This is a genomic window from Chlorobium sp., from assembly GCF_049593655.1.
Taxonomy (GTDB): domain Bacteria; phylum Bacteroidota; class Chlorobiia; order Chlorobiales; family Chlorobiaceae; genus Chlorobium.
This window is the reverse complement of the sequence record NZ_JBAWHG010000066.1, coordinates 25,904-38,596: the sequence shown is the minus strand read 5'-3', so window position 1 is coordinate 38,596 and position 12,693 is coordinate 25,904. Positions and strand designations below refer to the sequence as shown.

General features: G+C 55.2%; 9 protein-coding genes. 1 reads left to right on the top strand and 8 read right to left on the bottom strand.

Going from position 1 to position 12,693, the window contains the following annotated elements; genetic code table 11:
• Positions 1-168: 168 nt before the first annotated feature.
• Together WBP50_RS11320 and metH are read right to left on the bottom strand one after the other, a co-directional pair.
• A complete protein-coding gene (locus WBP50_RS11320) occupies positions 169-630 on the bottom strand; it encodes a peroxiredoxin (protein WP_423934586.1) in 462 nt (153 codons plus the stop codon).
• Positions 631-804: 174 nt separating this feature from the next.
• The gene (metH, locus tag WBP50_RS11315; protein ID WP_423934583.1) at positions 805-4,491 is read right to left on the bottom strand and encodes a methionine synthase; all 3,687 of its coding nucleotides are present in this window, start codon (positions 4,489-4,491) and stop codon (positions 805-807) included.
• Between the two features lie 237 nt (positions 4,492-4,728).
• Between metH and WBP50_RS11310 the strand changes: the two genes are divergently transcribed.
• The gene (locus tag WBP50_RS11310; protein ID WP_423934580.1) at positions 4,729-5,532 is read left to right on the top strand and encodes a hypothetical protein; all 804 of its coding nucleotides are present in this window, start codon (positions 4,729-4,731) and stop codon (positions 5,530-5,532) included.
• Positions 5,533-5,606: 74 nt separating this feature from the next.
• Here the strand turns inward: WBP50_RS11310 and WBP50_RS11305 are convergent, their stop codons facing one another.
• The 6 genes from WBP50_RS11305 to WBP50_RS11280 all read right to left on the bottom strand — a co-directional run bounded on the left by WBP50_RS11305 (position 5,607) and on the right by WBP50_RS11280 (position 12,680).
• Positions 5,607-6,281 carry an alpha/beta hydrolase gene (locus WBP50_RS11305; RefSeq protein ID WP_423934578.1) on the bottom strand — a complete coding sequence of 225 codons (675 nt, stop codon included), beginning with the start codon at positions 6,279-6,281 and terminating at the stop codon, positions 5,607-5,609.
• Positions 6,282-6,306: 25 nt separating this feature from the next.
• The gene (gene mnmA, locus WBP50_RS11300; protein WP_423934576.1) at positions 6,307-7,383 is read right to left on the bottom strand and encodes a tRNA 2-thiouridine(34) synthase MnmA; all 1,077 of its coding nucleotides are present in this window, start codon (positions 7,381-7,383) and stop codon (positions 6,307-6,309) included.
• Between the two features lie 3 nt (positions 7,384-7,386).
• Positions 7,387-9,063: a 4Fe-4S dicluster domain-containing protein gene (locus WBP50_RS11295; protein ID WP_423934574.1), complete on the bottom strand. Its 1,677-nt coding sequence runs from the start codon at positions 9,061-9,063 to the stop codon at positions 7,387-7,389.
• Between the two features lie 36 nt (positions 9,064-9,099).
• Positions 9,100-10,482 carry a magnesium transporter gene (gene mgtE, locus WBP50_RS11290; protein WP_423934571.1) on the bottom strand — a complete coding sequence of 461 codons (1,383 nt, stop codon included), beginning with the start codon at positions 10,480-10,482 and terminating at the stop codon, positions 9,100-9,102.
• Between the two features lie 605 nt (positions 10,483-11,087).
• Entirely contained in the window at positions 11,088-11,459 is a 372-nt protein-coding gene (locus tag WBP50_RS11285; RefSeq protein ID WP_423934568.1) for a hypothetical protein, read from the bottom strand.
• Positions 11,460-12,086: 627 nt separating this feature from the next.
• Positions 12,087-12,680, bottom strand: a complete 594-nt coding sequence (locus WBP50_RS11280; RefSeq protein ID WP_423934566.1) for a DNA-3-methyladenine glycosylase — start codon at positions 12,678-12,680, stop codon at positions 12,087-12,089.
• Positions 12,681-12,693 lie beyond the last annotated feature (13 nt).

The following is a 12,693-nucleotide window of genomic DNA, read 5'->3' as shown; positions in this document are numbered from 1 at the left end:
AAGTTAAGAAATGAAAAGCTTTCCGCAATGTGTTATTCATCAACCTTCAGTCCGTCACGTTATCCTGGGCCCGATGTTCGATGCAGCGGGATTTCCGGTTGTCGTAACGTCCGGTCCGCAGTTGAAAGAACAAGCGAATCCTCTGCGGGTGCCTGAAGATTTTTCCGCCTAGAGTGCATCCGGTTTCATGCCGTCGATTTTCGCAAGCAGGTCGCGGGTCGACTGATAGAACAGCGGCAGGAGGTCGTTGAACGAAAGCCGCACCGTACCGTTTTCGTCAACGAGCACATAGGCGCGTTTCGACATGCCGAGAAAGTCCATGGCGTCGTAGAGCCGGCTTACCTGTTTGTCATGATCGCTGAGCAGGGTGAACGGCAGGCTGTTCTTTTCGCCGAACTTCCTGTGCGAATCAACCGAATCGGTGCTGATGCCGAGAATGGCAATGTCCCGTCCGGTGAATTCGGTATAGTTGTCGCGGTAGCTGCAGAGCTGCGTGGTGCAGACCGGCGTGTCGTCGCCGGGGTAGAAGACAAGCAGTACCTTTTTTCCTGTATAATCAGACAGGGAGACCATGTTCCCGTCGGAATCGGGAAGGGTGAACTCCGGTGCTTTGGTTCCTTCGGCGACCATAATGATTCTCCTCGTTTGATGTGAATGAGTTTCCTGTAAAGAAGAAAACCCCCGAAGCTTCTTTGGGGTTTCAGCAGGCCGGAAAAATTGTCGGCGGACCGTGCAGTGGCCGGGTGGAGGATGTGGGCAGGCAGTTCTGTCAGTCAGTGCCTGTCCACATCGTTCCTGTTTTTCCTACTCCGGATCGTAGTTGAGTGCCGGTGCGAGCCATTTTTCAGCTTCATCCATACTCATGCCCTTGCGAAGGGCGTAATCCTCGACCTGATCCCTGCCGATCTTGCCGAGTACGAAATACCGTGCTTCGGGATGGGCGAAGTAGAAGCCGCTGACCGATGCCGCCGGGTTCATGGCATAGGTTTCCGTGAGTGTGATGCCGGTAGCGGCTTCGGCGTTCAGCAGGGTGAACAGTTCGGCTTTTTCCGTGTGGTCCGGGCAGGCCGGGTAGCCGGGAGCCGGACGGATGCCCCGGTATTTTTCCCTGAGCAGTTCCTCGTTCCCGAGAAGTTCTTCCGGTGCGTACCCCCAGAGCTCACGGCGAACCTTTTCGTGCAGCATTTCGGCAAACGCTTCCGCAAGACGGTCGGCCAGAGCCTGGGTCAGGATGCGGTGGTAGTCGTCGTGCTCCATACTGAACCGCCTGAGAATTTTCTCGATACCGAGGCCCGCGGTGACGGCAAAAGCGCCGATGTAATCCTCTGCTCCGCTCCCTCTGGGGGCGATGAAATCAGCAAGGGCAAGATTGGGTTCTCCTTGCGGCTTTTCCTGCTGCTGACGAAGGGTGTGCACCTGCATGAGCACCGATGAGCGGCTGTTGTCGGTATAGATCGTGATATCGTCTCCGCTGCTGTTTGCCGGAAAAATGCCGGCAACGCCTTTAATCCCGAGCAGTTTTTCCCGGTCGATCCGCTCGAGCAGTTCGTTTGCCTCGTCGAAGAGTTTTTTCGCTTCGCCGCCGAACTCCGCATTTTCGAAGATCTCGGGGTAGCGCCCGTGCAATTCCCAGGTGAGGAAGAATGGCGTCCAGTCGATGTAGGGACGAAGGTCGCCGACCCTGACGTCTTCGAAGAGGGTTATGCCGGGTTTCAGCGGGGTTTTCCGGGTTGTTTCATCCCACTGCAGGGCAGGGCGGTTTTTCCTCGCATCTTCGATCGGAAGATATTTTTTCTCTTTTGAGCGCGATGCATGGTTCTCGCGCATCGTCGCCTGATCTTTTTTCAGCCTGTAAAGGTAGTCGTCGCTGAGAGCCGGATTGAGCAGGCTGCTTACAACCGGAACGCTGCGGGACGCGTCGAGCACCTGCACGACAGGGCCTGAATAGACCGGCGCTATTTTCACCGCGGTATGCATTTTCGACGTTGTCGCTCCCCCGATGAGCAGCGGTATCTTCATGCCGAGACGTTCCATTTCACGGGCGACATGCACCATCTCGTCAAGCGAGGGGGTGATAAGGCCGGAGAGGCCGAGGATGTCCGCTTTTTCGCGCTCGACAGCTTCGAGAATCTTTTCGCAGGGCATCATGACCCCGATATCGATAACCTCGTAGTTGTTGCAGGAGAGCACCACCGAGACGATGTTCTTGCCGATGTCGTGAACGTCGCCCTTTACCGTGGCGAGCAGTACTCTTGCGGCAGGCCTGCTGTTTTTCTGCTGTGCCTTTTCCTCCTCGATATAGGGGATGAGCCAGGCAACCGAGCGCTTCATGACGCGGGCGCTCTTGACCACCTGGGGAAGAAACATCTTGCCTTCGGCAAAGAGGTCGCCGATGGTGTTCATGCCGTCCATGAGCGGCCCCTCGATTACCTGCAGTGGACTCACATAGAGATTGCGGGCCTCTTCGGTATCCTGATCGATATACTCCACAATGCCTTTGACGAGCGCGTGGCGAAGCCGTTCCTCGACAGGCAGGTTTCTCCATTCGGCGGCTTTGGCTTCGGTTTTTTCTCCTCCTTCACGGATGGTTTCAGCATGGGTTACCAGACGTTCCGTCGCATCGGGACGGCGGTTGAAGAGCACGTCCTCGACCCGCAGGAGCAGCTCGGGTTCGATATCCTCATAAATTGCCAGCTGGGAGGCATTGACGATGCCCATGTCGAGCCCGGCTTTTATGGCGTGGTAGAGGAATGCCGCATGCATGGCCTCACGCACCGGCTCGTTGCCGCGGAAGGAGAAGGAGACGTTGCTGATTCCTCCCGATACTTTCGCATAGGGCAGGTTCTCCCTGATCCAGCGAACGGATTCGATAAAGTCGAGTGCGTAGTTGTTGTGCTCCTCGATGCCCGTGGCAACGGTCAGCACGTTAGGATCGAAAATAATGTCCTCCGGAGGAAACCCGACTTCTCTGGTGAGTATATCGTAGGCGCGCCGGCATATCTCGATGCGCCGTTCCAGACTGTCGGCCTGACCCCGTTCGTCAAAGGCCATCACAACGGTGGCTGCGCCGTACTGGAGAATTTTCTGCGCACGTTCCCTGAAGAGCTTTTCTCCCTCCTTGAGACTGATGGAGTTGACGATGCTTTTGCCCTGTACGCACTGCAGTCCCTCTTCGATGACCGACCATTTCGAGCTGTCGATCATGATCGGTACACGGGATATTTCAGGCTCGGAAGCGATCAGGTTGAGGAACTCCTTCATCACCTTTTCGCTGTCGAGCATGCCTTCATCGACGTTGACATCGATAACCTGAGCACCGCTTTCGACCTGCTGCCGTGCAATCGAGAGCGCCTCGTCGTAGTTGCCCTCCTTGATGAGGCGGGCGAATTTGCGTGATCCGGTTACGTTGGTGCGTTCGCCGACGTTGATGAATCCGGTTGTCTGGTTGACCAGCAGCGGTTCGAGGCCGGAAAGCCTCAGATCATGCTTCGGTTCAGGTTTGCGCCGGGGTTGCAGGGTACTTACCGCATCGGCTATGGCCCTGATATGCTGGGGCGTGGTGCCGCAGCAGCCGCCTACGATGTTCACGAATCCCGACTGGGCGAAACCGGCTATCTGGGCCGCCATGTATGCCGGAGAGTCGTCGTACTCTCCGAACTCGTTGGGAAGACCGGCATTGGGATAGACGCTTACATAGCTTTCGGCGATCGAGGACATTGCCTCGATGAAGGGGCGCATCTGTTTCGAGCCCAGTGCGCAGTTGAGGCCTACGGAGAGCAGGTCGGGCATATGGGCGATGGAAATCCAGAAGGCTTCGGTGGTCTGGCCGGAAAGGGTGCGCCCGCTGGCGTCCACAACGGTTCCCGAAACCATCACCGGTATTCTTTTTCCTATGGTGCTGAAATACTCCTCGACGGCAAAGAGCGCCGCCTTGCAGTTCAGGGTGTCGAAAACGGTTTCTATCAGGAGCAGGTCCACGCCGCCCTCCATGAGCCCTTCGAGCTGTACGATGTAGTTGTCGACAACCTCTCGGAAGGTGACCGCCCGGTAACCGGGATTGTTCACATCCGGCGAGAGGGAGAGCGTTTTGTTGGTCGGGCCGATCGAGCCGGCTACAAAACGCGGTTTGTCGGGAGTTTTCGCACTGTACTCATCGGCAGCTTTTCTTGCAAGTCGCGCCGCTTCGACGTTGAGTTCCTTTATCAGTTCGACAGCGTTGTAGTCCGCCTGTGAAATCGGGTTGGCGTTGAAGGTGTTGGTTTCGATGATATCAGAGCCTGCTTCCAGAAAATCGCAGTGGATGGCATAAATGATATCGGGCTGGGTAAGCACGAGAATGTCGTTGTTTCCGATCAGCGGGTGGTCGTGCGAAGCGAACCGCTCGCCACGGTAATCGGCTTCCTGCAGCTTGTGGCGCTGGATCATGGTGCCCATCGCACCGTCGAGCACGAGGATGCGCTGTTCAAGCAGGTGTAAGAGAGTGTCCTTCATTCGTTACGGCATGACATCGTTAGAAAAAAAGAAGAATATACTGATAACTCGGCAATTCCTTCCTTTCACGAGTCCGCTTCCGAACTAATTTTCGACGTGTATTTCAGCTCTGGAATGCCTACATTTAATGCTTCACCCCCATTACTGTTATCGTAATCCATCCAATCAGCCAAGGAGGCCCCAATGCATACTCGTGCGACAAAAACCTTTTTCTGCGCTCTTTGTATTCAGGCGGCTATGCTGCCTGTCCTGCAGGCCGAACCATCCCGTCAGGGAGCGCATTTTGAAATAGGACCCGAAATTTCCACTATCACCTATGAGGAATCGGGCCTCATGGAAGAGAGCGGAATCATGTACGGGATTTCCGGATCATTCACCTACCGTGCGGAAAATATGCTTGGCCCTATCGATATGGTAAAGGTTGACGGCACGGCGGCATGGGGCGAGGTGGACTATACCTCTCCGATTTCAGGCAGGATCGACGGAATCGATGATTCCATCTTCGAGGCCAGGGTTGTGCTTGGAGCCGATCTGAAAGGCAAGGGAACCATTATTATTACTCCCTATGCAGGTTTCGGGTTTCGTCAGTTGACCGATGATGGCGGCGGTATGGTGTCTACGAATGGAGCGCAGGCATATGACCGGAAATCCACGTATTATTATAGCCCGGTTGGTGTGGAAATCATGTCCGATCTTGAAAATGGCTGGTCGATTGGAGGCATGTTCGAATTCGACATTTTCTGGGATGGTACCCAGGATACCTATTTCTCGGATATGAACGAGACGGGCTTTACCTATCAGGACGTAGCTTATGACCAGAATGGAGGGTATGGTCTGAGAGCTTCAGTCAAAGTGTGCAAGGATATGGGCAGTACAGGCAAACTTGTTGTCGAGCCGTTTTTCCGTTACTGGGATATCGACAATTCCGAGTCCGAGCCATTTGTCGTTAACGGAGTGCCAAGCGGTGATCCGAATGCCCCGACGGTAGAGCCGAGAAACAGTTCGACGCAGTTCGGACTTAAGGTTGCGCTGCTCTTCTGAATGATTTCCCGGAATTTTCCTCTCCTGCCGAAAAGCCTCCCTTGCCGGGAGGCTTTTCGCTTTTGGGAAGGTTTTTACGGTTCTGCGATTCTTTGCACTCTCTCTTCAAGCCATGACCTTATCAGTTCGATACCGCTCTGGGAGATCTGGTGCGCTACGGGGTATTCCCTGTAGGTAAGATCCCTGACGTTCTCTTTGAGCCATTCATGTGCGGCGCGTCCTTTCGAGACCGGGAGCACCTCGTCGAGGATGCCGTGCATGACCAGAAAGGGAAGCCTTGCGAGCGACTCCCTGACCGGTTCGGCGGGAAGCGTTTTTTCCGGAAGCTGGCCGGAGCAGGCGATCACCCCGTGCAGCAGTTCGGGCTGCTCGAATGCCGTCAGGTAGCTCATAACCGATCCCTGGCTGAAGCCCATGAGAAAGACCCGGCCTCCCGCAGGGTGGTACTCGGCGATGATTTCGCCGATAAATGCGATCAGCTGCCGACGGGCCTCTTCAGCCGCCCGGTAATCGACAGTGATGCCGTTTGCGGTAAACTCGATAGGAAACCAGCCGAACATGCCGAAATCGAGGGTGTGCGGAGCTCTTGCGCTGATATAGCGAATGTCCTCATGCAGCATCGGGGCGAGCTGGATAAGGTCTTTTTCGTTGCTTCCGTAACCGTGCAGCATGATCATGACCGGAGCGTTTTCCGGATCACGGGGAGCCATGTCGAGATAGGTCAGTGAAAGGTGTTTTCGTTGCAGCATGGAATAAAAAAGTTCCGGTTTGTATTCATGGTTGATGGACGGTGCCGATAATTCCGCCTCCGAGCACTTCGGCATTGCGGTAGAACACCACAGCCTGTCCCGGCGTGACGGCATGTTTCGGGGTCTGGAGTGATACCCTCACGTCATCCCGGCCGAGCGGTTCGACCGTGCAGGGGGCCTCCCTGTCGCGGTAACGGATCCTGGCTGCGGTTTCAAATGCCGACGTTGGCGGTTCGATGCCGATCCAGTTGAGGTTTGAAGCCGTGAGGGTGCGGCAATCCAGATCGGCCTTGCTGCCTACCCGGATGCGGTTTTGCCCAGGGTCGATTCCGGTGACGTAGAGCGGTTCCGGCGCCGAGATGCCGAGCCCCCGGCGCTGGCCGATGGTGTAGAAGGGGTACCCGCGGTGCAGGCCCAGTACGTTTCCCCCTGCGTCAACGATTTCGCCGTCCGCAACCTGTTTCTCCAGCCCGGGGATCGAGTTTTTCAGATACCCGCAGTAATCGTCGTTCGGTACGAAGCAGATTTCCTGACTCTCCTTTTTTTCGGCCGCCCTTACCCCGAAGGTGCGGGCCAGTTCACGCACTTCCGGTTTTTTCAGGCCTCCCAGCGGCAGCAGGGTTTTCGACAGATCGCTTTGCCGGAGCATCCAGAGAAAATAACTCTGGTCTTTTTCCGGGTCGCAGCCCTTCAGAAGCCGGTGCCGGCCATCGCTGAAGGATGTTCGGGCATAGTGGCCCGTTGCGATCTTTTCCGCCCCAAGCATGCGGGCGCCTTCGAGCAGGCCGTACCATTTGATGGTTTTGTTGCAGACCATGCAGGGGTTCGGCGTACGGCCGGAAAGGTAGTCGTTCCGGAAATACCGGATGACATCGTCAAAAAACTTCGCACTCAGGTTCAGGCTGAATACCGGAATCTGAAAGTCGGGATGGTCGCTGATCACCAGTGGAGAGGGGTGGAGCGAAGGGTTTTCGACAGGAGTGTCGAGTACCCTGATGTTGATGCCGGTGACGCGGTAGCCCGCTTTTTTCAGCAGGCAGGCGGCAACGGCGGAATCGACGCCGCCCGATATGCCGGTTACAACGGCAGGTGAGCTGTTCATGTGCTAACTGAGTTTATAACCGGGTCCGCCACCGCCTTCGGGCGGCGTCCAGGTAATGATTCCGTAAGGATCGGCAAGAGCGCAGGTCTTGCAGTGCAGGCAGTTCGATGCACTGATTTTCAGAGCCGGTTCCGGTGTCCGGGTGAACTCGTATACCTTGGCCGGGCAGAACATGGTGCAGGGGTTGTCGTACTCCTTCCGGCACCGCTCAAGACAGATTTCCGTCATGTCGCCGGAGCTGATGCGGAGGTGGCAGGGCTGATTCTCTTCATGCACGGTTCCCGAGCGGTAGAGGCACTCCTCTTTGCCGAAGGTGATTTTTCCGTCGGGCCTGAATGGCGTGAGAGGAAGAGCGGAGTGCTTTTTTTTCTCCTGTTGCCGCTCTTCGGTGCTCTCTTTTTTTTTGAGAAACCCTGACGCCAGCGAGAGACCGGGAATGGTAAACTGCATTCCCGCCTGCAGAAGACCGTTATAGAGTCCTTTTTCAAAAGCCTGCCGGAAGTTCCGGGCGTCGTACAGCTCCTCATAAGCCCAGGATTTTCTGAACCGCTCCTCATAGCCCTGGAGTGTCGGGGGGGAGCTGTCGTTCCGGAGAAGCGCCTCGAAAATGGTTTCTGCCGCCAGCATGCCGGACTTCATTGCCAGATGTATTCCCTTGATGCGCTGCATGTTGAGCATGCCGGCAGATTCGCCGGTTACGAGAAATCCCGGCCCGCAGATGCGCCCCATGGCGTTCAGCCCTCCGGAGGTAATGGCTTTTGCGCCATACTCGACGAGCGAGCCGCCTTCGAGGATTGATGCAATGAAGGGGTGCTGCTTGAAGAGCTGCAGGTTCCGGTGCGGGTCGCATTCCGGCGCCGACCGCTCTATTGCCGTTACGAAGCCCAGAGAAAGCATGGTGCTCGAGTATGCGTAGAGCCAGCCCCCTCCGTATCTGTCTGCCGGGAGGGGGTATCCGAACGTATGGCGTACTGCTCCGGCCTTTATGCGCCCCTCCGGGATCTGCCAGACCTCCTTGACGCCGGTTTCGTAATGCTGTGCCTCCGATTCCTGCTGCAGGGAAAAAGTTTTCTGCAGTTCCCCGGCAAGGCTTCCTGCGGCGCCTTCCCCGAACACCGTGATCTTTGCCCTGAGCTCGATGCCTGGAAGATGGCCGGGTTTCGGCTTTTCCTGCCGGTCGAGCCCCAGCTCTCCGGCAAGTATGCCGCAAACCGCTCCATTTTCAACAAGCAGCCCCACGGCAGCAGTGCTGTCGAAAAGCTGTACCCCGGCTTTTTCGGCTTCACCGGCCATCCATGCTCCGAGCCTGCTGAGTGAAATCAGGGGATAGCCGATGTTCCGGAACGGTTCGGGCAGAAAGGGGAATGCAAATTTTCTCTTTTCCGTGAGAAAGAAAACTCCTTCGTCGTTGGCGACCGATTCAAGCGGACAGCCGCGTTCCCGGTAGTCCGGCATCAGTTCTTCAAGTGCCCGGGTATCGAGTATGGCACCGGAAAGCAGATGGGAACCCCAACGGCGCGATTTATCGATGACCGCTATGTCCGCTTCCAGCTCTTCTGCCGGATGCAGTGCGTTATGGCGGACGATCAGGTTTTTCAGATGGATCGCTGCGGAAAGGTTTGCCGGTCCGCCTCCAGCGAAAACCACATCGAATGCAAGCGATTCACGTTCCTCTTTCACGGAGCATCTGTTTTCAGTGAATGCAGAGTCTGTCGTTCAAAGCAGGATGCCGCGCAGGAGCAGCGAGGCAACGCTGAAGTAGATGACGATGCCGGTAACGTCAACAAGTGTTGCAACAAACGGTGCCGAAGAGGTTGCCGGATCGAGACCCAGCCGCTTTAATACCAGGGGAAGCATGGAGCCGACGAGGGTTCCGAAAATAACGATGCCGATCAGGGAGATTCCGACGGTTATGCCTATCAGCGCCCATTGAAACGAGTAGCGGTCAAGAATCATTGCCCAGACAACCACCCTGAAAAAACCGATAATACCAAGAAGGCTTCCAAGCGCAAGGCCTGAGAGTATTTCGCGGCGCATCACCGTCCACCAGTCTCTTATGGTGATCTCTCCAAGAGAGAGGGAGCGGATGACGAGGGTTGCCGCCTGAGAGCCTGAGTTTCCTCCGCTTGAAATGATAAGGGGGATGAAGGTGGCCAGAACAATCGCTTTGGCAAGTTCATCCTCGAAGAACGCCATGGCCGAAGCGGTCAGCATCTCTCCGATAAAAAGCACGACAAGCCATACCGCGCGTTTTTTGATGAGCTGGAGGATGGGCAGATCGATATAGGGCTCTTCGAGGGCTTCGATACCGCCGAATTTCTGGATGTCTTCGGTTTCTTCCTCTTCGGCGACGTCGAGCATATCGTCAACCGTGACCACTCCGATGAGGTACCCGTTGGAATCGACGACCGGCAGCGCCACGTTGTCGTAACGCTTGAAGGCTTCGAGCGCATCCGACTGATCCTGAGTGGCCGTCAGGGTAACGATTTTGTCTTCCGAAATGATGTCGCGCACCTTGTTTTCGGGAGAGGAGAGCAGCAGCTCCCTTGCCAGCAACTCACCTTTCAGCTTGCCGTGGTCATCCACGACGTAGATGACGTTCAGGGTTTCGCTTTCGTGGCCGTATGTACGGATATATTCAAGTACCTGGGTTATATCCCAGTCTTTCTTCACGCTGAGAAAATCCGGCGACATGAGACGGCCAACGCTTGCTTCCGCATAGGCGAGCAGGGTTTTGGCAATCTTGAACTCCTTGAAGGAAAGCAGCTTGAGCAACTCCTGTGCAACCGGTCCGGGCAGCTCTTCGAGCAGGGCGGTACGGTCATCCGCCGACATGCTGTTGAGGATGTGGGTCACATCCTTCTTGGTAAGTGCGGTCAGCAGGTTCTGCTGCGAATCGAAATCGAGGTACTCGAAGGTTTCGGTGGCAAGCTCTTTGGGGAGCAGCCTGAAAAGGATGGCCTGTTCGTTTTCAGGCAGGTCTGAAATGAGCTCCGCCAGATCGGCGGGCATCCAGTCGTTGAAAATCCGCTGCAGCGCGCTGAAGTTCCGGCGCTCGATCAGTTCCCTGATTTCAGGAAGTATTGGGGTCCCGATCATGCTGTATAGAGTTTAGAGTTCAGCCGAAAAAAAGAAACTTTTTCCGAACTTTCCAACACCTGAAGGCACTAATCCGTAGCGTTCCTATTTATAATATTTTATAAGGATATTTCAGTGATTTTTCCGCTTTTTTCGATAATCGAGGCCGAATTTTGACGTGAGGAAAGGTGACGTTCCCCCTCAGAGCGTGGAATGCCACTGTAGCAATACGGTGAATCCTTGGCCCCCGCAGGGCATTTGGCTTCAGGAAGTTCATCGCATGGGCGGGAAACTGACGGGTGTCGAAATTCAGCGCTTCCTGCTCATTGCAGAATACCGTTTTTCCCTGATAAACGGTGCCCGGCCTGCTCTGCGTTCAGGTCTGTCTGGTTTATGATGGCAAAGCGGGCAGGAGTTCCTCATCAAAATTCCCTTACCCGATCTCCGCTGTTGCATGACAAAACGGCTTGATCCGATTTTCGTTGCGTGGCAGGGCTGATGATGACCATGTGAGTTGAATGCGGGAGCTTCGGCTGTAAATTTCAGAGGCCTGCATCCATCCGGGTTGAGCACGGTGAATGCAGGCCTCTCTAACAGCTTGGGATGTTCGGGTATCATGTGACGTTCTAATCGATATATACAAGAAGATTTATTCCTCCGTTCTCCTGGTTGGGCTCTACTTTAACTCCGGTATCGTCCAGTATGGCTCCGACGATACCGCCGGCAATCCATGAGAGCAGATCGGACGCACTGAAATTCTTGTCGGTGCTTTCTTTTACCAGTCCGATTGTTGCCGGCACGGCTACGGAAACCAGAGGGCTCGCTCCATTTGTTTTGAGCATATGGGAAATACCAAGCCCGATGCCGACATGCAGGTTCTTGTCCAGCGGAGCATTTTTCTGCGTCCAGGTATTGGCGGCCCGGTACCATCCGGCGTATGCTGGAGCTGCTGTCATGAGCAGCGAGGCCAGTACTGCGAAAAGTGTCAGCTTTTTCATCTTTTTCTCCTTTTCCTTTTGTTTGGGGTTGTACACGCTGTCCTTTCAATCCTGGGGATTGATGACCGTGACGATTACCTCGTTGGAGATCCTCATGCTGAGGGTGTCGGAGATGATGCGGTTTCCAGTTCCTGTCATGATGACTCTCCTTTTGGTTTCCGTCTTCTACAGCAGAAGGGTCAACAATCGTGCCAAATCGGACTTTTTTTGGACAATATCAGGTTATATTGTTTTTATAAAAACAGATAGCGATATTTGGCGTGTGGCCTTGAAGTGGAGTGATATGACTGTTGCCGGTGGTTTATGCGGACTGTTACGATGCAGTTGTTTCAGAACAGGACATCAGAGATGAGCAGGGAGCAACCCTGTTTGGGGCGAAAAGCATGGAGAGAAACATATCGGGATGCCGAAGGTGACGCCCAGGGTGTGAGATGCCGGGAAAGGCTCGTTATTCAGCGTTGCAGGGGAGCGTCTGTGGGTTTTGATGCCAGAGATGGGCGGGCAACTTCGCATTCAGGAAAGGGGGGAGGACAGTCGTCTCCCATCGATATCGTTCAATCAGCGAAACCGATAAGAGCATAAACTGATTTTTTTTGGAAGAGGTATCTGAGGAGAGTTGTGCTGTACTCACCCAGGCACTTTCACCCTTGAGACGTGCGGGTTTCCGATGATGAATTTTCGCCACGGCAGGTCGCGGCTGCGGGTGATGCCGATTCTTGTGCTGGTGCCGATGGCCTCTTCCGGCAGTCCGGGCGCATCCTCGATGAAGAACTCCCCGTCGAAGAGAGAAAGACCGTTGCAGCTCCGGTCGATGCCCATAGCCCGGGTGAGCTTTCCCGGACCGCTCATGAGGTTGGTGTCCAGGGTGGTGTTGCGCTGTTCCCGCATGAACGATTCACCGGAAAGGGGCTCCATGGCCCGTATCAAAACGGCTCCGGCAGTATGCAGGGGTTCGCTGACGATGTTGAGCATGTAGTGGCTGCCGTAGGTGAAGTACACGTAGAGGCTGCCGGGTTCGGCGAACATCATGCTGTTCCTTTCCGTTCTGCCCCGCCAGGCATGACAGGCCTCGTCGCCGAGACCGAGATAGGCTTCGGTTTCAACGATCCGGCCTTTCAGAAAAGGGCCTCCAGCTATTCTCCGGACAAAGATTTTCCCAAGCAGTTTTTCTGCAAGTTCAAACGTTGGACGTTCAAAGAACTGTTTTTCAAGCCGCTGCATCAATCAGTCAATA

Coding starts and splice junctions, on each gene's coding strand:
- WBP50_RS11320 (WP_423934586.1), bottom strand. CDS start 630: ATGGTCGCCGAAGGAACCAAAGCACCGGAGTTCACCCTTCCCGATTCC.
- WBP50_RS11305 (WP_423934578.1), bottom strand. CDS start 6,281: ATGCTGCAACGAAAACACCTTTCACTGACCTATCTCGACATGGCTCCC.
- WBP50_RS11310 (WP_423934580.1), top strand. CDS start 4,729: ATGCTGCCTGTCCTGCAGGCCGAACCATCCCGTCAGGGAGCGCATTTT.
- metH (WP_423934583.1), bottom strand. CDS start 4,491: ATGAAGGACACTCTCTTACACCTGCTTGAACAGCGCATCCTCGTGCTC.
- WBP50_RS11280 (WP_423934566.1), bottom strand. CDS start 12,680: ATGCAGCGGCTTGAAAAACAGTTCTTTGAACGTCCAACGTTTGAACTT.
- mnmA (WP_423934576.1), bottom strand. CDS start 7,383: ATGAACAGCTCACCTGCCGTTGTAACCGGCATATCGGGCGGCGTCGAT.
- mgtE (WP_423934571.1), bottom strand. CDS start 10,482: ATGATCGGGACCCCAATACTTCCTGAAATCAGGGAACTGATCGAGCGC.
- WBP50_RS11285 (WP_423934568.1), bottom strand. CDS start 11,459: ATGAAAAAGCTGACACTTTTCGCAGTACTGGCCTCGCTGCTCATGACA.